This window comes from Roseburia sp. 499, assembly GCF_001940225.2.
Taxonomy (GTDB): domain Bacteria; phylum Bacillota; class Clostridia; order Lachnospirales; family Lachnospiraceae; genus Petralouisia.
In genome coordinates, this window is sequence record NZ_CP135164.1 from 1,646,692 (window position 1) to 1,668,864 (window position 22,173).

Below are 22,173 nucleotides of genomic sequence, written 5' to 3' on the forward strand. Positions count from 1 at the left end.
TCACCTTCTTTGCTACAATTAATTCAGTTTTGAACTGAGTTATTCAGTTGAACTGGTATATCTTCTGTTTCTGTTAGTTGCCGTCCAAAGCTGGCTAACAATTCAGGAGATATATTTTTTTGCAGCTTTTTTATTCCATTTTTTTCAAGATAGAAATACTCATATAGCTGCTTCACAAAATCCGCTATCTGTTCCATCAGATAGTGATTCTTCTGTGCCCGCTCATTCCAACTACATGCGTGCTCTATATCTCCCTGCCAATGCTTCTGGCGGTTAAATCCCTGATTTTCTATTTTCCATCTGTTACGTCCGGCACGTACGATTTTTTTTGCATTACTTTTCGTAATCTCGATGCTTGTAATCCAGGCAAACTCTCTTTCTTTCTCTTCACCTTTTACAATCCACCTTTCCCGATAATAGATTAGATTCACGTCAAAGTCATTGAACATGATTTTATTCTGATACTCTATATCAGTTCCAATTGTTTCTTTTTCCGGAAGTGCACGGTATTCTTTAGCTATTGATGAAGCGCAGCCTTCTTTATATCGGATAATGTAATCCCAATGATAATCTTTACATATCTGTAAAACTGTTTTTGTAACATACAGTCCATCTGCCGTAATGATAATTGGCAGCCTCGGGAATTTCTGTTTGATTTTGGCAGCAAGTCTTACAAAAGCTTTACTTTCGCAATCCTGTTTTACTGCTTCATCACTTTGATTTATATATTTCTCCGAATTTTCTATTGTTTCTGATGCAATACTGCATACAAGATTTTCTCCAAAGTATATTTTTGCCTCAAGTATGCTTCTGTGATACTTAATGTACTCTTTATCTGAGCCTCTGTTGTAACACCGGCTCAGATAATGCTCATTCTTCTTTTGGTATCCTTCGTCCAATTCGGTTGCATCTACAATAATCTGCCATTTCTTTAACACCTTGGCATTATCAAAGGTCTTTCGACGAATCATGGAATATACGATATTCTGCTGAACATTCTCTAACTCCCTTGGATCTAATCTTTCCAGAAATTCATTTTCTGTCACACCATGGGGCATATAATCTTTTACTTCTTCTCCCATGAATCTGTATAAATTTCTGCAGATTTTCTCATCATTAAAGGTTCTTGTCATTTCCTGCATGCTCGAAATCCCTGCAATACTTTTATAGTACATAGTTCCAAGCATGACTCTTGAAGAATAATCAATGTAACTCTGATTACGGGGATCTTTTACTCTGCCGAACATCGAAAATAGTTCCGGACAAAATCTGTTCTGAATCTTATTACATTCAGCAATGGGATTGTTTTCAAGTTTCTTTCTGATTCTTTCCTGCTCTCGGCTCATTTTGCACCTCTGCGATAAAGTTTTTCTTCTATTTTACCTTATTACAGAGAAAACCACAGTAATTTCATATGATTTAGTGCGAATTATTTTTACCTTTCAATGCTGTTACCATTCCCATGAATGCAAACAGCTCATGCCTTTTATATTATGTAGTTACGCAATTCAGATTTTTTGAGCTAAAAGCCCCCGGCAATAACTCTCCCAATGAAATCACTTTGTAATCCTCTGCACTGTTTGCCAAAATAACTTTCAAAGAATCATCTGCAAATTCTGAAAGTACTTGACGACATATTCCGCATGGCGGCAAATAATCTCCATTATCACCGTTTATAGCAATTGCCTGAAATTCCTTTTCTCCTTCGGAAACAGCTTTAAATACCGCAGTTCGTTCTGCGCAGTTTGTTGCACCATAGCTTACATTTTCAATATTACACCCGGTATATATTTTTCCACTTTTTGTGAGTAATGCTGCGCCTACCCGAAAATTTGAATATGGAACATATGCATTTTCCTTTGCCTCTATTGCCTTTTCAATCAAATTCGTAATATCCATCTTTATCCTTTCCTTTCTAACTGTTCCAAATAACTATTTATAGTCTAAATCATTTTTAAAGAAAAATCCACGGAAATCTCTAAAATCAAATACTACTTTTTAAGTATTTTAATTCTAAAAAAAATATTAAATTTTATTTATTTTCTTGTATAAAAAGAAATACATGTGATATGATAGAACAATCAGCAGTGTTTTACACAGTACCACTTTAACACTGCACTTAAAAAAATATCCAGAAAGGGGTTTTATATGAGCACGAATTATTTTTGCGAGATTACACCTGAAATTGCACATTTTGCAGAACTAAGCCGCCAGGCAGCAACTATAAATCCAGAACTTTTTACAGAATATGATGTAAAACGTGGCTTACGTGACATCAATGGAAAGGGCGTACTTGTTGGACTGACTGAGATTTCCGATGTTTGCTCTACAAAAATGGTAGATGGCAAATCAGTTCCCGCTCCCGGCGAACTGTATTACCGTGGTTATAACGTAAAAGACATTATCCGTGGATTATCTGACAACAACCATTTTGGTTTTGAGGAAAGTACATACCTTCTTTTATTTGGGAAACTTCCTACCTCAGAGGAATTAACTTCTTTCTGTCAGGTTCTTGCTAATTACCGTACACTTCCTACCAGTTTTGTGCGGGATATTATCATGAAGGCACCTAGCCAGGATATGATGAATACCCTTGCCCGTAGTGTCCTTACACTTTATTCTTATGATGACATGGCTGACGATATTTCAATTCCAAATGTATTACGTCAATGTCTGGAATTAATCAGCCTTTTTCCATTACTTTCTGTATATGGATACCAGGCTTACAAACACTACCATGATGGAGCAAGTCTTTTCATCCATACACCGGATTCAAAACTGTCCACTGCAGAAACGATTCTTCATCTTCTGCGCCCAGACAGTAAGTATACTCCGTTAGAAGCAAAACTTTTAGATATTGCTCTCATTCTTCATATGGAGCACGGCGGCGGTAATAACTCTACCTTTACTACCCACCTTGTTTCTTCTTCCGGTACAGATACTTACTCTGCTATTGCAGCTTCTCTTGGTTCATTAAAAGGGCCACGCCATGGTGGAGCTAATATCAAGGTAGTAAAGATGTTTGACGATATGAAACAACACATTCATGATTGGAAAGATGAAGAGGAAATCGGCGCCTACCTTACTGCTCTTTTAAATAAAGAAGCATTTGACCACGCCGGTTTAATATATGGTATGGGCCATGCTGTATATTCTCTGTCTGACCCACGTGCAGAACTGTTCCGTACCTTTGTGGAACGTCTTTCCAAAGAAAAGGGACGCGAAGATGAATTTGCTCTCTATTCTACTGTAGAACGTCTTGCTCCTCAAATTATTGCAAGAGAACGCAAGATTTATAAAGGTGTAAGTCCAAATGTAGATTTCTTCTCCGGTTTCGCTTACAGCATGCTGGATTTACCATTAGAGTTGTATACTCCGATTTTTGCTATTGCAAGAATCTCCGGTTGGAGCGCACACCGTCTGGAAGAATTAAACTACAACGGAAAGATTATGCGTCCGGCATACAAAAATGTTCAGGAACATTTAGAATATATTCCTATGGACCAGCGATAATCAAAAATATTGAAATAGAAAAAGAGAAATGCAGTATTAATTGCATTTCTCTTTTTCTATCCTCACAAATGTTTAATTCTTATAAATAGGCAATTCAAACCAGAACGTGCTGCCCTCCCCCAACTTACTTTCTACCCCATAAGCCGCTTCGTGAAGTATCAGAATATTCTTTACAATAGATAGTCCCAGACCAGTTCCCATCACTGCCCTTTTATGCGTCTTATCCACCTTATAATATCGATCCCATACATAAGAAAGGTCTTCCTCTGCAATTCCTTCCCCTGTATCGGTCACTTCAATTCGTACCACATCACCTTTTATAATCTGCCGCACCAGAACCCGCTTATCTACTCCTGTATAGTTAATCGCATTATTCACCAGATTGTAGAGGACCTGAAAAATTTTAAATTCATCAGCTTCTACCATCACTTCCTTGTCATACTGGAATTCAATAATGTATCCATCCTGCTCTTTTAGCTTATTATACCGTTCAAAAACCGATTGGATACTTTCTGTCAGATTATATATAGAAGTATCTTTTTCCAGCACTCCCGCCTGAAGCTTAGATATATCAAGCATATCATTTACCAGATTCGTCAATCGGCGTGATTCATCAATCACTACCTGTATATTTTCCGGTGTATTTTCTCCCGGCAAATCCCGCATTACTTCTGCATAGGCAATAATCATGGTTAATGGCGTACGCAAGTCATGGGAAACATTGGCTAAAAGCTCCTTGCGAAATCCTTCTGTCTTCTCCAGTTCTCTCGCTGCAAAATTCAATGTTTCTGACAGTTCTGCAATTTCACGATAATCCTTTCCTGAAAACTCTACAGAATAGTCTCCTTTTGCCAGTTCTCTGGCAGAATGATTTACCCTGATAATCGAACTTGAAATTTTCCTTGACAACAAAAACGCTATCAATAAAGACAGTAATATCAGAATAACGGAAATCCAAATAAACTGTATTCGCAGGGTATCCACTGTTGCATCTACCGGTGTCAACTGAGAATTTACCATAACCACGATATCCTCTGTACCATTCTCAATAATTTCTACATAAATAGCTGACTGCGCCATCTTCTGTCCATGATTTTGAAAAAATCCTGCTTTGGGCTGAAATGGAGTTTTAGTACCTTCCTCTACTTCCGGCGGCTGTTCTTCCAGTCGTGGCATAGTAATATTTTGACTACCCTCAAATTCAATTTTAGCCTTTCCTCCCTGCTCTTTTGCCTGATTGTAGTATCGTTCAAATTCTTCTTTTGGAATAGCACTCATTTGAGAGTTCATAATATACTCTGCGCTGTGTATCACTTCTCCATTTGTGTCCGTTACTAAAATTGATAGATTTCCTTCCGCAGCAAGGCTGTCAATTTGATTTTCCGCATCTGTATCCTCTGATTCTAAAATATTTACCACCTGTTCTAATGCATTTTCTGCCTCTCTATTTTTAATAAGCTTGTAAAATGTATCCAGATAACAAATTTGAAATATCCATAAAATGGCAAGAAGAATTATGGTAAAACTAAGTAAATATAAAAAAACCTTCCATTTTATACTAATTTTCTCTCTGATTTTTCCCTCTCTAAGCCTCAAATCGATATCCCACCCCTCTTAGCGTCACCAGAAACTTGCGATATTCTCCAAGACTGCTGCGCAAAAGTTTCACATGCGTATCTAAGGTACGGTCATCTCCATAATAATCATACCCCCATACCTCTGTAATAAGTTTTTCCCGCTCCAAAGCAATATTACGATTTTTTACCAGATAAAATAACAATTCATATTCCTTCGGTGACATCTCTACTCTTTTTCCATCTACAGTAACCGTTCTTCCTGTGAAATCTACTTCTAATCCTTCTTTGCGGAAGACGTCACGCTCTGCCTTTTCTTCCTTGCTCTGATTGCGACTAATAACCACTTTCACCCGCATCATCAATTCCTTCGGAGAAAATGGCTTCACCACATAATCATCTATTCCAATTTCAAATCCATGAATTCGGTCATATTCTTCTCCTCTCGCAGAGAGCATAATAACAGGTATATCTTTTTCCTTCTTAATCTCACGGCAAGTAGAAAAACCATCCAATTCCGGCATCATCACATCCAAAATAATCACATCAAAATCCTGGCGCTGACAAATTCGGACCGCTTCCATTCCATCCCTCGCTTCAGTAATCTCGTATCCTTCAAATTCCCCATATTTTCGAATAATTGTACGAATCTTTTCTTCATCATCTACAACTAATATTCTTTTCACAGCACTTTCTCCTTTCCTTCCGTTTAAAATAGCCTATCACCTTCAGGTGATGGTTCTGTGAAGTTTTTCTGAATTCCTACCAGACATTATATCACAATTCTTTTGTAATTGCCGAAAAGTATCACAAATTGTATTTGTCCAAAAGAAAAGATTGAAACTTTCTGCCGTTTAGTGTAAAATATTTATATAAAATTTGACTATACTGAAGGAGCGGGTGATTACTATGGAAGATGTAAAGATTTTGATTTGCGATGATTCTATTTTAGCACGCAAGCAATTAAAAGATATTATTAAAACATGTGGTTTTGACAATTTTATTGAAGGTGTTAATGGGGAACAGGCAGTAGCTCTTTACAAAGAGCATAAACCACAATTGGTATTTTTAGATATCGTAATGCCTCTGATGGATGGTGTTCAGGCAGTTCATGAAATTCGCCAATTTGATCCGGAGGCATATATTATTATTGTTTCTTCTGTTGGTACACAGTCACAATTAAAGGCAGCAATTATGGAAGGCGCTCATGATTTTATTCAAAAACCTTACTCCTCTGAGGCCATTTCTAAGGTTGTAAGCAAACGTTTTGAAGGGAGATAGGTTATGTATACACAGTTTTTCGGAAATTTTCTAATCAATAAAGGTATTATTACTGCCGAGCAACTTATGGAAGCACTGAAGATTCAATCTTCAGCTCATCAAAAATTAGGAACACTTGCTATCCATGAAGGATATATGTCGGCTAATGAAGTGGAAGATGTTTATATTATGCAGACCCACTATGACAAACGTTTTGGTGAATTAGCTATAAAGCTTGGTTATCTTACTCAAAAGCAGGTAAATGAGTTGTTAAAGCTTCAGCTTCCTGACTATATGAAATTGGGACAAGTATTGATAGATCAAAATTTGATTACAAATACTGACTTAGAAAATCTGGTAGCCGAATATCGTTCTGCTTATGAAATTTATGATTTGAACATAGCCCTTGAGCAACAGGAACTGGTAGATAAACTGCTCTCTTCTTTTTGCTCGCAGGAGAATATTACAGAACCGGAGCGTTTAATACCATATTTGACTCTCTTATTCAATAACTTGATTCGTTTTATTGGTGAAGATTTTACTCCGCTTGATATTATCCCTATGCCAGAAATTCCAATTAATTTCTGTGTATACCAAGAAATAGAAGGAACATTGCTCTCTGCTTTGGATATGGAACCACAAACTGCAATTGCATTTGCCAATAAATATGTGGGAGATACGTTTACTGAGTTGGATGAGTATGTTCAAGCTTCCGTGGAAGACTTTTTGAATCTTCACAATGGACTTTACACAGTAAATATGTCCAATGAACATTCTGTCGAATTAAAATTAGAACCACCAATGGTGCAGGAACATCCGACCCTTTCTACTGATTCATTGGCTTATCTTCTTCCAATTGTATACCCTTTCGGAAGAATCAATTTTATTATATCACTTATGTAAAATTGCAAAAAAAGAATTCCGCAATAATGCGGAATTCTTTTTTATATTCCAAGGAATTTCTTCACTACAGACTGCATTTCATTCACTTCACAAACAGTCTTATGTAATACTGGAGCGGTACGAATATCTTCAATCGCCTGAGGTACTTTTACCTTGGATAACTTTTCTAATTCATCTACCAATTCAAAATCCGGCTGGCTGTCGTATTTTTCATCAATAGCTGTCATAACGCTTCTGGTAAACTTATATGGGCTAGCTGTAGATGCAATCACAGTCTTAGCCACATCCTTAGTATCTTTTTGATATTTCTTATATACTACTGCTGCTACTGCTGTATGTGTATCAATAATATATCCTGTTTCATCATAGATTTCCTTGATTATTGCAGCAGTTTCTGCTTCACTGGCATAATTGCCATAGAAATCTTTTAACTGCTCTTTCATCTCTGCTGTAATCTCGTACTTACCATTTTCCTGCAGAGACTTCATCAGTTCCTGATTCTTCTTTGCATCATTTCCTGCAATGCGATAAATCAAACGTTCCAGATTGCTGGAAATCAGAATATCCATAGATGGTGAACTTGTTAAGATAAAATCACGATTCTTATCATATTCTCCTGTTGTAAAGAAATCATATAACACCTTATTTTCATTAGATGCACAAATGAGCTTTCCAATCGGAAGTCCCATGTTCTTTGCATAAAATGCGGCTAAAATATTTCCAAAGTTACCGGTAGGTACTACTACATTCATCGTCTCGCCATTCTGAATGTTTCCTGCCTTTACCATCTTTGCATAAGCATATACATAATATACAATCTGTGGCACTAAACGTCCGATGTTAATGGAGTTTGCAGAAGAGAATTGGTAGCCGGCAGCTTCCATTTCTTTTGCTAATGCTTTATCAGAAAACATCTGTTTTACTCCGGTCTGTGCCTGATCAAAGTTCCCATTAATTCCTACAACAAAAGTATTGTCACCTTTTTGTGTTACCATCTGCTTCTGCTGAATTGGACTTACACCATCTTTTGGATAAAATACAATAATCTTAGTTCCCTTTACATCTGCAAATCCTGCCAGTGCTGCCTTTCCGGTATCTCCAGAAGTTGCAGTCAAAATTACAATATCATTTTTCACTTCGTTTTTTCGTGCTGCGGTAATCAGAAGATGTGGAAGAATGGACAATGCCATATCCTTAAACGCAATAGTTGCCCCATGGAATAACTCCAAATAATAAGCATCCTGAGCCTTTACCAGTGGTGCGATTTCTTCTGTATCAAACTTGGAATCATATGCATTTTTAATACAATTCTTCAATTCTTCCTCTGTAAAATCTGTCAAAAACAGCTTCATAACCTCGTATGCTGTTTCCTGATAAGACATATCTGCCAGCTTTTCTACCGGAACCTCCAGAGACGGAATACTATCCGGTACAAAAAGTCCTCCATTTTCCGCAAGACCTTTTAATATCGCCTGAGAAGCCGTTACTTTCTCATCTGCGTTTCTTGTGCTTGAATATAACATATTCCTATCCATCCTTTGCTTTTATAATCCTTTCAATTATAAAATTTTTCTACAAGTCTGTCAATGATTACACTACACAATTTTACTCTATTAAAGTGTGAAATTTTCACGGAAGTGTATAAAACTCATGTCCGCCATACTGAAATAGCCATTTCAAATTGTGGTCGAACCATGCCATGTCATTTGGATTTGCCTTACTTCTGGCCGAAAAAAACAATGCGCCTTGTGAGTAATCTTCTCCATATAGCGCCTTTTCCACAGCCTCCCTAGTCTCTTCTGTCACTTCTACCGTGAAATATCTCCCATCTACAGTAGGGGCAAACTGGGCACTACCACCACTTTTTTCAAATATCACATTATATACTGTATCTTCAAATCCATCTGTCCGCACACGATTTAGAATCACTTCTGCTACCAGAATCTTTCCTTTTTCATCTTCCCCACCTGCCTCTGCCTGCACAATACGGCACAGTGCCTCATAATCGTTCTCAGAAAGCTGTAATTCCTGATAGGCATTTACAGGCGATTTGGGAAATTCCTTTTGTATCTGCCCCACATTTTCAAGATTGATACATTCTTTTACTACTTCCTGTTCTATTTTACTTTGTTCTTCTAATGCATTTTTGCATATCACAATAAATTGAGGACCAGCAATCAACCCTGTTTCTTCTGTTTCTCCTTCGAAACTTTCTTCTTCGTTTCCCTTTAACGTATTACATTCTTTTGGAACCACCTTATTCTTCCCCGCACCACCGAATGCCTGCGCATTCAAGGAAATCATCGCAAATACGAGAAACCCTGAAACAATAACGGCGCAATCGCGATAGGACTTCTTTGATATATTTCTGATACACCAATACACATTCTTTAGTAAGCTTTGAATTGTTAACATAATATTCCTCTTTTCTATCGTTGACTACACAAGTAAGCATTACTTCAACGCTTGCTTATTGCCATCAATACAAATTTTTACCATAAATTACCACTCTTATTCTGGAAATTTTAGAAAAACTTTTTTATTCTTTTTTTTTGTGTTATACTTATTTCAAATCACAATCAGGGAGGACAATATGCTACCAGGTGTATACCTTGCTTACCAAAAAAATGGGGACACATATTACCGCTCCAGTATTACTTATAAAAACAAACACATCTCTCTGGGTAGTTTCTCCAGAGAAGACGATGCTAATACTGCTTATACGGAAGCCGGTAAAATTTTAACGGATTCTGAACTTACCATAGATACCATTTTTGCGTACCACACTATTTTAAAATTTGACAAGGTGATTTCTCTGTTGAATTTTAGGGATAATGGTATTTATTTTAAAAATCCCATTTATCTTAGAAATAATTACTTTGTATATTACATTTCCAAGTCAGATGAATTAAAATTTGATATTGACGATTTATTTTATTATTCCAGCCATAAAATTATGCGCCGGGGATCTCACCTTTTTGTAAACGACTACGGAATGCAGGTTAATATCCTCTCACGTTATGGCATTAAAAATTACGGTATAGCCGGTAAGGACTACTATTTCGCCAATGACGATGCCACAGACTTTCGCTATTCTAATATTATTATAATCAATAAATATCATGGGGTGACACAGTATCTAAAAAATGAAATTCCACGATATAAGGTAAAAATACACATTAACGGAAATTATACGATAGGAACCTATCGCAGTGAAGAAAAAGCCGCTATTGCCTACAATAAAGCGGTAGATTTGGCCAAAAGCCATGGGATTAACAAGAACTTTCCCACTAATTATATTGAAAATTTTTCCCCAAAGGAATATGCAGAGATTTACAGCAAAATCAAAATCTCTGCAAAATATCTGGAATATCTTGCCGGATTATAAATAAAACAACGAGAAAGCAACGTATCAAAATACGTTGCTTTCTCTTATACTCACTTTATTGCAACAATAACAGCAAATTTTTGACTGGTATACACATTCTCTACATTCCTAAAATTAAATTTTTGAAGCATAGCCATTTCATCCTTAACAGAACACTCCTTGTCAAATTTTCTGCGTTCCATCCAACGCTCCAAATCAAGTTCTGAAAGTCCACTTTGGCTTAATTGTTTTTCCCAATATGAGTGAATAATTCTGCCTTATCCGTATTTTCCAAATGATGAATAGATAAAGCAGAAATAATACTCTCAAATGCTTCATCCGGAAGTTCTTTGGCATAATCTAAAACTTGATAAGATACATTTTCCAATCCTGAAAATCGTTCTTTCGCAACCTCCAACATCTTATCTGCAATATCTACAAGTACGTATTCTGACTCTGGAAAATACTTATACCAAAAAGACGTTAAAAGCCCTGTGCCTGCCCCTAAATCCAATACTCTTTTTGGTGCCTTAATATTAGAGGTTAAAAATTTCGTCGTACTTTCATAGTAATCTTCAAAACATGGTATAAATCTTTTTCGATTAATATCATATTCCTTGGCAATCACATTAAATTGCTCATCTATATCCATATTATACCTTCTTTACCTTACTTCTGATTGATATAATTAATCAAACCTTCTGCCTTGATAATCTTCTGCATAAATTCCGGGAATGCCTGCCCCTGGAAAGAAGTTCCTTTTGTCTTATTGGTAATGATACCGCTATCAAAGTCCACTTCAACTTCATCGCCTGCATCAATTCCCTTGGCAGCTTCCGGGCACTCAATAATTGGAAGTCCGATATTAATCGCATTTCGATAAAAAATTCTAGCAAAAGTCTCTGCAATTACACAACTTACTCCAGCTGCTTTGATTGCGATTGGTGCATGTTCTCTGGATGAACCGCATCCAAAATTTTTATCTGCTACGATTAAGTCACCTGCTTTTACGTTATTTACGAAATCTTTGTCGATATCTTCCATACAATGAGTTGCTAATTCCTTTGGATCAGAGGAATTTAAATATCTTGCCGGAATAATAACATCCGTATCTACATTATCGCCATATTTAAAGACTGTTCCATGTGCTTTCATTTCTTTTCCTCCTTAATCCTGTGGTCCGGAAATCTTACCGGTAATGGCACTTGCTGCGGCTACAGCCGGACTTGCAAGATATACTTCTGATTCTACATGTCCCATACGTCCTACAAAGTTACGATTTGTAGTGGATACACAACGCTCTCCTTCTGCAAGGATTCCCATGTAACCACCCAGACAAGGTCCGCAAGTTGGAGTACTTACAACTGCTCCTGCTTCAATAAAGGTTTTTAAAATTCCTTCTTCCATTGCTTCTAAGTAAATTCTCTGAGTTGCCGGAATTACGATGCAACGCACTCCCTTTGCTACCTTATGTCCGTGAAGCACCTCTGCTGCGATTCTAAGGTCGTCCAATCTACCATTCGTACAGGAACCGATGACTACCTGGTCAATCTTCACATCCCCTACTTCGTCAATTGTCTTTGTATTTTCCGGAAGATGTGGGAATGCAACTGTTGGTCTTAATGTACTTAAGTCTATGGTATATTCCTCGTCATATTCTGCATCCTCATCTGCTTCATATACCTTAAATTCTCTTGTAGAATGCTCTTTCATATATGCAATAGCAACATCATCTACTGGGAAGATTCCATTTTTTCCGCCTGCTTCGATTGCCATATTTGCAATAGTAAAACGATCGTCCATAGAAAGATTTTTAATTCCTTCACCTACAAATTCCATGGACTTATAAAGAGCTCCGTCTACTCCAATCATTCCAATAATATGAAGGATAACATCTTTTCCGCTCACCCACTTAGAAGGCTTTCCTACAATATTAAACTTAATAGCAGAAGGCACCTTGAACCATGCTTTTCCAGTTGCCATACCTGCTGCCATATCTGTACTTCCTACTCCGGTAGAAAATGCTCCCAATGCCCCATAAGTACATGTATGAGAATCTGCACCAATAATTACATCTCCTGCTACAGTAAGACCTTTTTCCGGTAACAGAGCATGCTCGATTCCCATTTCTCCTACATCAAAATAATTCGTAATGTCATGCTTACATGCAAATTCTCTTACACATTTACAATGCTGTGCAGACTTAATGTCCTTATTTGGAACAAAATGATCCATAACCAATGCTATTTTATCCTTATGAAATACCCCATCTTTGCTAAACTTATCCATTTCATGGATAGCCACTGGAGAGGTAATATCATTTCCAAGAACTAAATCCAACTCTGCCTCAATCAACTGTCCTGCTTTTACCTCAGGAAGTCCTGCTGCTGCCGCCAGAATCTTCTGTGTCATTGTCATTCCCATTCTTCTATATCCTCCTATTTTATAATTCTCGTGTTCGCGTATCGTTTCTATCTATGTTTGCTATTTTAGCATAGAACATAGTATAATAGAAATACATATTAAATATAATTATTATGACTTTTAGTTATGGAGGTGCTTATGAATCAGAACTTATCTTCTTACCGGATTTTTTATGCAGTTGCCAATACCGGAAATATATCAAAGGCTGCCAAGGAATTGTACATTAGCCAACCAGCTATCAGCAAATCCATCCAGAAGTTGGAAGACAGTGTAGGTGTACGACTCTTTGACCGAAGTTCCAGAGGGGTTACGTTGACTACAGAAGGAGAACTTCTCTACTCTCATGTAAAATCTGCCTTTGAAACCCTTACCCTTGGGGAAGAAAAACTACGCCGTTCTATTGAACTTGGAGTAGGACATCTTACTATCGGAGTAAGCTCTACTTTATGCAAATATATTTTACTTCCTTATTTAAAAGATTTTATAAAAAAGTACCCACACATCAATATTTCTATTTCCTGTCACTCTACCAATCAAACTCTGGCTCTTTTAGAAGACGGAAAACTGGATGTAGGATTAATCGGAAAACCGGAAAATCCAAGAACAATTGATTTTTATTGTCTGCGGGAAATTGAAGATATTTTTGTAGCTACAGATGATTATTTACATATTTTAAAGCTTCGTGGAGTAGAAGCAGATCAAATTTTACAGAATTCTACTCTCATGCTGTTAGATAAGGAAAATATGACTCGCCAATATATTGATGACTATTTTCAGAATAATCATATTGTAATACAAGATACCATTGAAGTTTCTAATATGGACCTTCTCATTGAAATGTCCAAAATCAGTCTTGGCGTAGGATGTGTGATTCGTGACTTTGTAAAAGAAGAGTTGGAAACCGGTGTACTAAAAGAGATTCCACTAGGGATTCCAATTCATAAACGTGAGATTGGCTTTGCTTATAATCAAAACGTAAGAGTTTCTAAATCTCTGGAACACTTTATTGATTTTTATGAAAGTTATCAGATATAAGCCTTCTCAAGTCTTTGGCTATGTTCTGTAACCACGCTTTTTATAATATCGATGTCTGTCTGCATCTGTTCCATTTTAGTTATTCCATTTTTATATCGCTCATATGTAGATGTGTAACAGGCTTCGATATTCTGTAGGCGTGGCAAAATATTATTTTCATTCTGCAGTTTTAGAAACTGTATGTTTTCTCCCATTGATTGCACTTTTCCTTCTAAGGATTGTACCCTTCCTTCTAAAGATCCTACTTTTCCTTCTAAAGATCCTACTTTTCCTTCTAAAGACTGGATACTTTCTTCTATCGGTTTTAGTTTCTTATCAAACAATGTTGATAAAGCCAAAAGTAATTCATTATCTGTCATTTTATGTTCTCCTTCCTTTTTTGATGGATTTAACTATAACACAAACCTTCAAAACCTGCTATGCACAAATATGTAGAATTTTTCAGATGATTTTTCTGTAAAACTTCTGTATCCCTTCTTTTATCAGTGTTTCAAATGTCAAAAGATACGATAAAACTCCCTCCACAACATCTCTGTCGTGGAGGGAGTCACATTCCAATATATGATTCTGATTAGTTATTGATTAACTTATCTTCTTCGTTGTTCCAGCTATACAATTTACGAACTTCTTTACCAACTTCTTCTGCCGGATGCTCTGCTGCTCTCTTTCTCATAGCCTTGAAGTGAACCTGACGTCCAGCTGGAGACATATCTAATAAGAAGTCTTTTGCAAAAGTACCATCCTGGATATCTGTTAATACTTTCTTCATAGCCTTCTTAGTATCTTCTGTGATAATCTTAGGTCCTGTGATATAATCACCATACTCTGCTGTATTGGAGATAGAATATCTCATTCCTTCAAATCCTGACTGATAAATCAGGTCTACGATTAACTTCATTTCATGGATACATTCAAAGTAAGCATTTCTTGGGTCATATCCAGCTTCTACTAATGTTTCGAAACCAGCCTGCATCAATGCACAAACACCACCGCAAAGAACTGCCTGCTCACCAAATAAGTCTGTTTCTGTCTCTGTTCTGAAAGTTGTTTCCAAAACACCAGCTCTTGCTCCACCAATACCAAGTGCATATGCTAAAGCGATTTCCTGAGCCTTTCCAGTTGCATCCTGCTCTACAGCGATAAGACATGGAACACCTTTGCCTGCCTGATACTCACTTCTTACAGTGTGTCCTGGTCCCTTTGGTGCAATCATGGTAACGTCTACGTCCTTAGGAGGTACGATAGCTCCGAAATGAATATTGAAACCATGTGCAAACATTAACATGTTTCCTGCCTCTAAGTTTGGCTCTATGTCTCTCTTGTACATATCTGCCTGTAATTCATCATTGATAAGAATCATGATAATGTCTGCCTTTTTAGCTGCTTCATCAGCAGTATATACTTCAAATCCCTGTGCTTCTGCCTTTGCCCAGGACTTACTTCCTTTATAAAGACCAATGATGACATGGCATCCGGAATCCTTTAAGTTTAATGCATGTGCATGTCCCTGGCTACCATAACCAATAACTGCGATTGTTTTTCCTTCTAATAATGAAAGGTTACAATCTTCCTGATAAAATATTTTTGCTGCCATTTTTTCTTATCCTCCTAGAATATAATTAAATATCTCATTATGCTTTGCATAATAAATAGTATTTACATATGTTATTATTTATCAATCGAACATCTTTACATCCGATGTTCCTCGGTTCAATCCTGTAATACCGGTTCTTGCCAACTCCAGAATCTCATAATCTCCGAGCAACTCTAAAAATGCATCTAACTTACTCTGCTGTCCAATTAATTCTATCATCATAGAATCATTGGTAACATCAACAATCTTTGCCTTAAAAATCTCTGCTATGGAAATCACCGGCTGACGTTCCGAAGGTTTCACACCTATCTTAATTAAAATCAGCTCCCTACATACAGAATTTCCTTCCTGCAACTTCTTAATATCAATGACATCTTCAAGCTTCGCAAGCTGTTTTTCGATTTGCTCTAAAATCATCTCGTCTCCACTGGAAACAATAGTAATTCTTGTAAATCTTGGATCTGCCGTAACTCCGGCTGTGATACTGTCAATATTATATCCTCTGCGGCTAAAAAGCCCGGATACATGGCTGAGTACATTGGGTGTATTCTCAACCAACATAGATAATGCCTGTCTTCCCATAAGAGAAACCTACCTTTTCTTTACGCTTCACGATTACTAATAAGTTTAGCATATTATGGTACTTTGTCAATAGGATTAGGCTATACTTATTATTTTTATCTGCTATTCCTCTAAGTTATGGTTATATATGCCTGCTATAATCTCCAGTAAAGACAACAGATATATCATTCTTCAAACTCCGCTTCGTGACTCTTGAAAAAATCGTAATAAATACGGACATTTTCCAGTTCTGTCCACTTTTTCACATCTACCACTTCTTCATCCATATCGTATATCTTCGCCCCCTTCATCGATAACAAAAAGGGCGAATGAGTTGCAATTACAAACTGGCAATTAAAAAATCTGGCGGAATCTTCCAGAAACTTCTGTAACTTTAACTGATTCTCTGCAGACAAGCTGTTTTCCGGTTCGTCTAATAAATACATTGCATTTTCCTTGATTTTCTCCGTAAAATACATCAAGGCACTTTCTCCATTAGATTGTTCTCTCACATTGTCTATCAATTGGTTTCTAACGTATTTTGACTGGGTTTTGCTACGTGCCATATTTACCTTTCTCAGCTTTTCGTAATCCTCTATGGACTTCATCTGAAAATGAGAATATTTTGCCTCCAGATACTCTTTGAACATGTCCTCACGCTTCTGGTCAATTCCACTGTTTAGTGTACGAATATTCAGCATATAGTCAAACACATCATCACTGGTAATAATCATACGATTATCCGGCATTTCACTGCCCCACTCAAAAAAACACCGTTCCAGATATTCCTCAAAAAAATTAGAACGGTTATACACGGATTCTCTCTGTGCCCCTATTTTCTGGGCGATGACATTTAAAGCTGTGGTCTTTCCAGAGCCATTTCCACCATATAAAATTGTGATGGGTTCAAAATCAATCCGACGAAATCCCTTTTTAGACAATACCTGAAAAGGATAAAAGCTATCATAACAAGTCCTTTTTTGCGCTAAGAAAAAATCGAATTCCTCATCCGCTGTAGGAAATGTAATATAATCTAAATATACCACGTTATCCCTCCTGTTTTTCTAACTGTCCAAGCAACTTCTCCGCCACTGTCCGACGCCCTTCAAACTGCAAATAAAAATCTTGATTAATATCATAAGGATTCACATAAAACAAATTTAACAAGTACATATTTAATTCCTTTGCCATTGTTTCATCCTGTGCCCGCTTCATCAATCCTACTGCTCTTTTTTTCAACTTATGCCAGTGCAATAAAAATTTTTCATTCTGTTCTATGTTAGGAATTCCTAACCACTTTTTTATCTTTACTTTTGTTTTGTTCGGCTTCGGACAGGCATCTTCCAAAAAAATATAACTGATTTCATTTTCTCCGTACTGTCTACCCAACGGAAACAATCGACAAATACCTGGGCGAAATTCATGTATAGTACAACGTCCTTCTTCATTCAAGAAACCACATCGTTCCTCTTTTCCTCTCATTTTGAGATTTGGAAGAATCATACCATCACTGACACCTAATTCTATTTTTTCCTGCATCAGCTGCTCAAAGTTTGTTTCCAAATTCCGTTCCAATTCAAACACATCATAAGGGGTCAAAATAACGGAACTTCCCATACCTTCGCAACATGCAAAGCATCCCGCACAATCCTGACATGATAATTTTAGCATATCATTCAATTCATATACATTTCCGTCTGTTTGTTCATTTTCATTTCTAATATTCTTCATTTTTACCCTCACTCCAGACCTTATTTATTCCTATTCCAACCAATAAAATTACCGGAAACACAAGTGCTGCCAGAATACCTATTTTCAAATTCTCTTGAAACATTCCGGAAACTCTTCCCACTAAGGTTGGTCCAAGGGAACATCCCACATCACCACCAAGAGCAAGAAATGCAAACATCATGGTTCCACCATTTCGGATTCCCGCAGATGCCATACTAAAAGTTCCCGGCCATAGGATTCCAACGGAAAATCCACAAATACCGCATCCCACCAAACTCAGTGCCGGAACTGGGCTAAGCACAATCATAAGGTAACTAATAATGCATAATGCACCACTTGCTACCATCACTTTCTCCAATTTTAATTTCTCGCCGTATTTTCCGTATAAAGCCCTGGAAGTTCCCATCATAATTGCAAAAAACATCGGACCTGTCAAATCTCCAATTGTCTTTGCCACCCCCAGTCCCTTTTCTGCAAATGCGGATGCCCATTGGCTCACTGCCTGTTCACTGGCTCCTGCACAAATCATAAGAAGAAACATCAGCCAGAATTTTTTCTTACTCAACAATTCCGGAAGAGTCAGTCCTCGCTCTCCTTCCTCAATCAAGGATGCCATTGGCACAAAGAAGAACAATATCATATTGCACAGAGGAACCAACATCCACAACAATGCCATGTACTTCCAATTTGTAATTCCGAACAAACTAAAAAAGCCTGTAGATAATAACACTACCCCTACATGTCCCCAGCAGTAAAAGGAATGTAGCATACTCATAGCTGTTTCTTTGTTATCTGTCGGGCAGGCTTCTACAATTGGACTAATCAATACCTCTAATAGACCTCCACCTAACGCATATATCATAACTGCTACCAAAAGTCCGGTGAAAGGGTCTGAAAAAATCTCCGGTAAGATAGTGAGTGCCAAAAGCCCTGTTGCTGAAAAAACATGAGCTAATATCACTGACACCCGATAACCAATTTTATCTACAAAAGTCGGAGACAACAAGTCAATCAACAACTGCACTCCAAAATTAAAGGTGACCAAAAATGTTATTTTAGACAATGAAATTCCATATGTTGACCGAAAGGTCAAAAATAGCAGTGGAACGAAATTATTTACAATAGCCTGTACAATATAACCGATAAAACAAGCATAGATTGTGGTTTTATAGTTATTTTTAAATCTGGTTTTCATGTTTTTTGTATATCCTTTCTGTTTTCGTATATACTAGCACCGAGGTGATAATTATGGCAAGCTACGTAGCTCCCGGATTACAAGATAAATTCGAATCCTTGTCCACAGAATTGAAAAATTGTATTCTGGAACGAAACGTAAGAATCAACACCCTTCAAGATTTGATTAATGTTCTGGAACAAATTGTAAAAGAAGGGGAAAGCTAGTAAAAAGGGGATGTGAACACTTTACATCCCCACTTCTATTCTATGGTCTGTTCCAGCTTTCATCAATGCCATCCGCTTTCCATTGGTTATTTTCCTCACGATATTCGTCAATTAGCAAATACTGAAACTTACTTGTGGTCTTCAAGGCATCATATACATACCGCAAAGGTATCCGAGTCCGATTATTTGTAGGACTTCCCGGTTCCGCTAAAAATACTGTATCATCTTCTTCTTGATACAACCAGATATTCACATAATGCCCTGGCGTATCCTTCCAGTAGGTAGCATCATTTGCACTGCACACCAGCACTACTGCCGACTTGGCCTGGAATATCTGCTGCTGAAATGCTTCGTAAGTGTCCGGCTTATAATATACATCGCAAGAAACACCACACTGCTTCAATACTTCTTTCATATTTCCCCAATCGATTGCACCTGACTTTTTCTTTGGAGCATAACCGGAAACACTCATAGCATATTCACACATGTCCCACGGGGAAACCTCATATGGTGACAATGTATCATAAATATTTGCCATACAACAAAGTCCACAGCCGAAATTTCCGAAAGAATTTCCTTTTACACCAAAAAGACACCATTCTCCCGACCATTTTACCCCTTCCGACCATGACCTTGGTCCCTGTAAAAAAGTATAGACCTCCGGTTCTTCCAACAAAAATGCATCGATTAACAATTCTTTTTCTTCTAACGATACTACTTGTCCCAAACATTCAGAAATTCCAATATTAAGTTTTACCTCCGCTTCTGCCTCTTTACCTGTTGTGATTGTTCCCAGCGTTTCCTTATCTATTGTTTTTTTATCTGCACTAATCATCAATAAAATGGCAAATAGAACAAGCATTAGCGCTGATATGTATCTTTTCATATATTACCTATATTTCTCCATTGTTATGTTCTGTCATTTTGCTACTATAATTGACATATTACCACTTTCTCAGTTCTATTACCATATCTTTTTTATATGCTTTTATTTCCAAAACACATTTAAAAACACCCAGACTCGTTATGAATCCAGGTGTTTCACTTTCTCTACATTAATATCTTTTTATTTTTTTAGATGTGGTCTTTTCAAATTCTACCTCTCGCACTTTCATCCGATAAACCCTTTTATACGCCGGTGCCCCCTGATTATACTCATCAATTAACTTTTGCAGAGCTTCCTCGATATCTGATATTTTCTTCTTTTTCGCATATTCATAATCTGGAAAAATCTCCGCCTCAATCACCCCTTCATTCTCCCGCACTAAAATTTCCTGAACCAGACGGTTAGAACCAATTTTATTCTCCAGTTCTTCCGGTGAAACATTTTCGCCATTTGGAGTAATAATCAAATTCTTCTTTCTTCCGGTCAGATAGATAAAACCTTCCTCATCCACATAGCCAAGATCACCTGTCTTCAGCCATCCGTCCTGAAGTGTCTCTGCTGTTTCTTCCGGCATGTTATAGTATCCCATCATCACACTGCTTCCGCGCACCCAAAGTTCCTCTTCTACCACTTTGGCTTCGCAGTTTGGCATCAACTGCCCTACAGAACCTTTTTTGATATTCCAGCTGACATTGGTGCTGATAACAGGAGCACACTCTGTCATACCGTACCCCTGTAATATGCTGATTCCGTATTTTTGGAACAAATCAATATAAGAAGGATTTAAGTATGCACCTCCACTAAAAATGGTGTGAAATTGTTTTCCAAACACCTTATTTTTTACAATTGCAGGTGGAATCCATGCCGTTTCTTCCAATTTTTTTGATAACGTTTCTATCATAAGCGGTACCATAAGAATCAAGTTAGGCTGAAAAAGTTTGATGTTTTTCGCTACCCTAAGCAATGAGTCATTGATACAAATAATGGCTCCCAGGGACATTCCCTTTAAAATATCCATACTGAGACAATAAGCGTGATGTATTGGCAATACTGTCATAAGCACTGTTCGTTCCGCAATTTTCATATCCAAACAAGTCGCATTTTCCGCAAGATTGCGGTGTGTCAGCATAACTCCTTTACTCTTTCCTGTAGTACCTGACGTAAACATAATGGTACAGAGCTGATCCGGTTGCGGAGAAAAGGAAAATTCACCCTTCTGTTCCCTTAACAACTGTTTAAAGGAAAGTACTTCTTCACTACTTTCTTCCTTCTGCATAGAAATCAGGTATTTCAATTTCGGACATTTCTGTCTTACCATTTCCATAACGTCTGCACGCATTTCATCTATCACCAACACGGTTGCATCAGCACGGTCAATCAGTTCACACATTTCTTCTGCCGGAAGGGCCACGTCTAGCGGTACTGCAACACTTCCACTGTTCACCGTACCCAAAAAGGTCACAAGCCACTGATAAGATGTTCTTCCTGTTATAGCAATATGGCTACCCACTTCTCCCAGAGACTGCAATACATTTGAAAAACTCTCACTATCCTCTTTCCACTGTGTATAGGACTTTGCTTCGACTTTGTCTTTCCCGATTTTATAGCGAACAGCATCTCCTGCTCCAAACTTCTTTTCTGCATATACCAGAATTTCACGAATTGTACTGCAAACCATTTTTCCCCTCCTACTATTATGCGATTAACTTTTCCAAGTAATCAACTGCTTCCTGTACCGTACGAATGTTTGCTGCTTCTACTTCATCCACTTCGATGTCAAGTTCCTCTTCTAATTCTCCCAGCATGCTCATGAAGTCAAAGGAAGTAAAACCTAAATCCTCCATAAAACGGGTTTCCGGCTTAATTTCCTCCGGTGTAGTCTCTACATAATTACAAATTACTTTTTTTAATTTTTCTAACATAT

25 protein-coding genes are annotated in these 22,173 nt (G+C 37.4%); 6 read left to right on the forward strand and 19 right to left on the reverse strand.

What is annotated here, in order from left to right; genetic code table 11:
* Positions 1 to 23: 23 nt before the first annotated feature.
* Positions 24 to 1,346, reverse strand: coding sequence for a transposase family protein (locus tag BIV20_RS08210; RefSeq protein WP_075719895.1), 1,323 nt, complete (start codon positions 1,344 to 1,346; stop codon positions 24 to 26).
* Positions 1,347 to 1,491: 145 nt separating this feature from the next.
* Complete coding sequence (locus BIV20_RS08215; protein ID WP_075719897.1) at positions 1,492 to 1,899, reverse strand: cytidine deaminase; 408 nt, start codon at positions 1,897 to 1,899, stop codon at positions 1,492 to 1,494.
* Positions 1,900 to 2,148: 249 nt separating this feature from the next.
* Here BIV20_RS08215 and BIV20_RS08220 point away from each other — a divergent pair, with 249 nt between their 5' ends.
* Entirely contained in the window at positions 2,149 to 3,513 is a 1,365-nt protein-coding gene (locus BIV20_RS08220) for a citrate/2-methylcitrate synthase (protein ID WP_075719899.1), read from the forward strand.
* Between the two features lie 72 nt (positions 3,514 to 3,585).
* Here the strand turns inward: BIV20_RS08220 and BIV20_RS08225 are convergent, their stop codons facing one another.
* Together BIV20_RS08225 and BIV20_RS08230 are read right to left on the reverse strand one after the other, a co-directional pair.
* Complete coding sequence (locus BIV20_RS08225; RefSeq protein WP_242939804.1) at positions 3,586 to 5,109, reverse strand: sensor histidine kinase; 1,524 nt, start codon at positions 5,107 to 5,109, stop codon at positions 3,586 to 3,588.
* The gene (locus BIV20_RS08230; RefSeq protein ID WP_075719901.1) at positions 5,099 to 5,773 is read right to left on the reverse strand and encodes a response regulator transcription factor; all 675 of its coding nucleotides are present in this window, start codon (positions 5,771 to 5,773) and stop codon (positions 5,099 to 5,101) included. The genes BIV20_RS08225 and BIV20_RS08230 overlap by 11 nt, the downstream gene beginning before the upstream one ends.
* Before the next feature lie 223 nt (positions 5,774 to 5,996).
* Here BIV20_RS08230 and BIV20_RS08235 point away from each other — a divergent pair, with 223 nt between their 5' ends.
* Together BIV20_RS08235 and BIV20_RS08240 are read left to right on the forward strand one after the other, a co-directional pair.
* The gene (locus BIV20_RS08235; protein ID WP_083655139.1) at positions 5,997 to 6,368 is read left to right on the forward strand and encodes a response regulator; all 372 of its coding nucleotides are present in this window, start codon (positions 5,997 to 5,999) and stop codon (positions 6,366 to 6,368) included.
* A gap of 3 nt (positions 6,369 to 6,371) precedes the next feature.
* The gene (locus BIV20_RS08240) at positions 6,372 to 7,250 is read left to right on the forward strand and encodes a chemotaxis protein CheX (protein ID WP_075719903.1); all 879 of its coding nucleotides are present in this window, start codon (positions 6,372 to 6,374) and stop codon (positions 7,248 to 7,250) included.
* Between the two features lie 41 nt (positions 7,251 to 7,291).
* Here the strand turns inward: BIV20_RS08240 and thrC are convergent, their stop codons facing one another.
* The gene (gene thrC / locus BIV20_RS08245; protein WP_242939805.1) at positions 7,292 to 8,773 is read right to left on the reverse strand and encodes a threonine synthase; all 1,482 of its coding nucleotides are present in this window, start codon (positions 8,771 to 8,773) and stop codon (positions 7,292 to 7,294) included.
* A gap of 106 nt (positions 8,774 to 8,879) precedes the next feature.
* The gene (locus tag BIV20_RS08250) at positions 8,880 to 9,665 is read right to left on the reverse strand and encodes a cell wall hydrolase (RefSeq protein WP_075719907.1); all 786 of its coding nucleotides are present in this window, start codon (positions 9,663 to 9,665) and stop codon (positions 8,880 to 8,882) included.
* 178 nt (positions 9,666 to 9,843) lie between these two features.
* On the opposite strand from BIV20_RS08250, the gene BIV20_RS08255 reads away from it, so the two are divergent.
* On the forward strand, positions 9,844 to 10,638 hold the full coding sequence (locus BIV20_RS08255) for a hypothetical protein (RefSeq protein ID WP_075719909.1): 795 nt from the start codon (positions 9,844 to 9,846) through the stop codon (positions 10,636 to 10,638).
* A gap of 50 nt (positions 10,639 to 10,688) precedes the next feature.
* On the opposite strand, the gene BIV20_RS08260 is transcribed toward BIV20_RS08255, so the two are convergent.
* Genes BIV20_RS08260 through leuC form a run of 4 tightly spaced genes read right to left on the reverse strand, consistent with a single transcriptional unit; the run spans position 10,689 to position 13,041 of the window.
* Entirely contained in the window at positions 10,689 to 10,820 is a 132-nt protein-coding gene (locus BIV20_RS08260; RefSeq protein ID WP_278335662.1) for a hypothetical protein, read from the reverse strand.
* Positions 10,821 to 10,858: 38 nt separating this feature from the next.
* The gene (locus BIV20_RS08265) at positions 10,859 to 11,269 is read right to left on the reverse strand and encodes a class I SAM-dependent methyltransferase (RefSeq protein ID WP_242939806.1); all 411 of its coding nucleotides are present in this window, start codon (positions 11,267 to 11,269) and stop codon (positions 10,859 to 10,861) included.
* A gap of 17 nt (positions 11,270 to 11,286) precedes the next feature.
* The gene (gene leuD / locus BIV20_RS08270; RefSeq protein ID WP_075719911.1) at positions 11,287 to 11,772 is read right to left on the reverse strand and encodes a 3-isopropylmalate dehydratase small subunit; all 486 of its coding nucleotides are present in this window, start codon (positions 11,770 to 11,772) and stop codon (positions 11,287 to 11,289) included.
* Between the two features lie 12 nt (positions 11,773 to 11,784).
* Positions 11,785 to 13,041 carry a 3-isopropylmalate dehydratase large subunit gene (gene leuC, locus BIV20_RS08275; protein ID WP_075719913.1) on the reverse strand — a complete coding sequence of 419 codons (1,257 nt, stop codon included), beginning with the start codon at positions 13,039 to 13,041 and terminating at the stop codon, positions 11,785 to 11,787.
* A 138-nt stretch (positions 13,042 to 13,179) separates the two neighbouring features.
* Between leuC and BIV20_RS08280 the strand changes: the two genes are divergently transcribed.
* Positions 13,180 to 14,076, forward strand: a complete 897-nt coding sequence (locus BIV20_RS08280) for a LysR family transcriptional regulator (RefSeq protein ID WP_075719915.1) — start codon at positions 13,180 to 13,182, stop codon at positions 14,074 to 14,076.
* On the opposite strand, the gene BIV20_RS08285 is transcribed toward BIV20_RS08280, so the two are convergent.
* The 6 genes from BIV20_RS08285 to BIV20_RS08310 form a co-directional block, all read right to left on the reverse strand.
* The gene (locus BIV20_RS08285) at positions 14,067 to 14,435 is read right to left on the reverse strand and encodes a hypothetical protein (RefSeq protein ID WP_083655140.1); all 369 of its coding nucleotides are present in this window, start codon (positions 14,433 to 14,435) and stop codon (positions 14,067 to 14,069) included. The two genes, BIV20_RS08280 and BIV20_RS08285, sit on opposite strands and share 10 nt — an antisense overlap.
* A gap of 212 nt (positions 14,436 to 14,647) precedes the next feature.
* The gene (gene ilvC, locus BIV20_RS08290; RefSeq protein ID WP_075719917.1) at positions 14,648 to 15,670 is read right to left on the reverse strand and encodes a ketol-acid reductoisomerase; all 1,023 of its coding nucleotides are present in this window, start codon (positions 15,668 to 15,670) and stop codon (positions 14,648 to 14,650) included.
* Between the two features lie 81 nt (positions 15,671 to 15,751).
* Positions 15,752 to 16,252: an acetolactate synthase small subunit gene (ilvN, locus tag BIV20_RS08295; protein ID WP_075719919.1), complete on the reverse strand. Its 501-nt coding sequence runs from the start codon at positions 16,250 to 16,252 to the stop codon at positions 15,752 to 15,754.
* Positions 16,253 to 16,416: 164 nt separating this feature from the next.
* A complete protein-coding gene (locus tag BIV20_RS08300; RefSeq protein WP_075719921.1) occupies positions 16,417 to 17,277 on the reverse strand; it encodes an ATP-binding cassette domain-containing protein in 861 nt (286 codons plus the stop codon).
* A gap of 1 nt (position 17,278) precedes the next feature.
* Complete coding sequence (locus tag BIV20_RS08305) at positions 17,279 to 17,962, reverse strand: YkgJ family cysteine cluster protein (RefSeq protein WP_075719923.1); 684 nt, start codon at positions 17,960 to 17,962, stop codon at positions 17,279 to 17,281.
* Entirely contained in the window at positions 17,949 to 19,157 is a 1,209-nt protein-coding gene (locus BIV20_RS08310) for an MFS transporter (protein ID WP_075719925.1), read from the reverse strand. The genes BIV20_RS08305 and BIV20_RS08310 overlap by 14 nt, the downstream gene beginning before the upstream one ends.
* Before the next feature lie 53 nt (positions 19,158 to 19,210).
* On the opposite strand from BIV20_RS08310, the gene BIV20_RS08315 reads away from it, so the two are divergent.
* Positions 19,211 to 19,363, forward strand: a complete 153-nt coding sequence (locus BIV20_RS08315; RefSeq protein ID WP_192848875.1) for a hypothetical protein — start codon at positions 19,211 to 19,213, stop codon at positions 19,361 to 19,363.
* Positions 19,364 to 19,403: 40 nt separating this feature from the next.
* Here BIV20_RS08315 and BIV20_RS08320 read toward each other — a convergent pair whose 3' ends face one another.
* From BIV20_RS08320 to BIV20_RS08330, 3 genes are all read right to left on the reverse strand, one after another.
* On the reverse strand, positions 19,404 to 20,249 hold the full coding sequence (locus BIV20_RS08320; protein ID WP_075719927.1) for a hypothetical protein: 846 nt from the start codon (positions 20,247 to 20,249) through the stop codon (positions 19,404 to 19,406).
* A 169-nt stretch (positions 20,250 to 20,418) separates the two neighbouring features.
* Entirely contained in the window at positions 20,419 to 21,927 is a 1,509-nt protein-coding gene (locus tag BIV20_RS08325) for an AMP-binding protein (protein ID WP_075719929.1), read from the reverse strand.
* A gap of 16 nt (positions 21,928 to 21,943) precedes the next feature.
* A complete protein-coding gene (locus BIV20_RS08330) occupies positions 21,944 to 22,171 on the reverse strand; it encodes an acyl carrier protein (RefSeq protein ID WP_075719931.1) in 228 nt (75 codons plus the stop codon).
* Between the last annotated feature and the right edge of the window lie 2 nt (positions 22,172 to 22,173).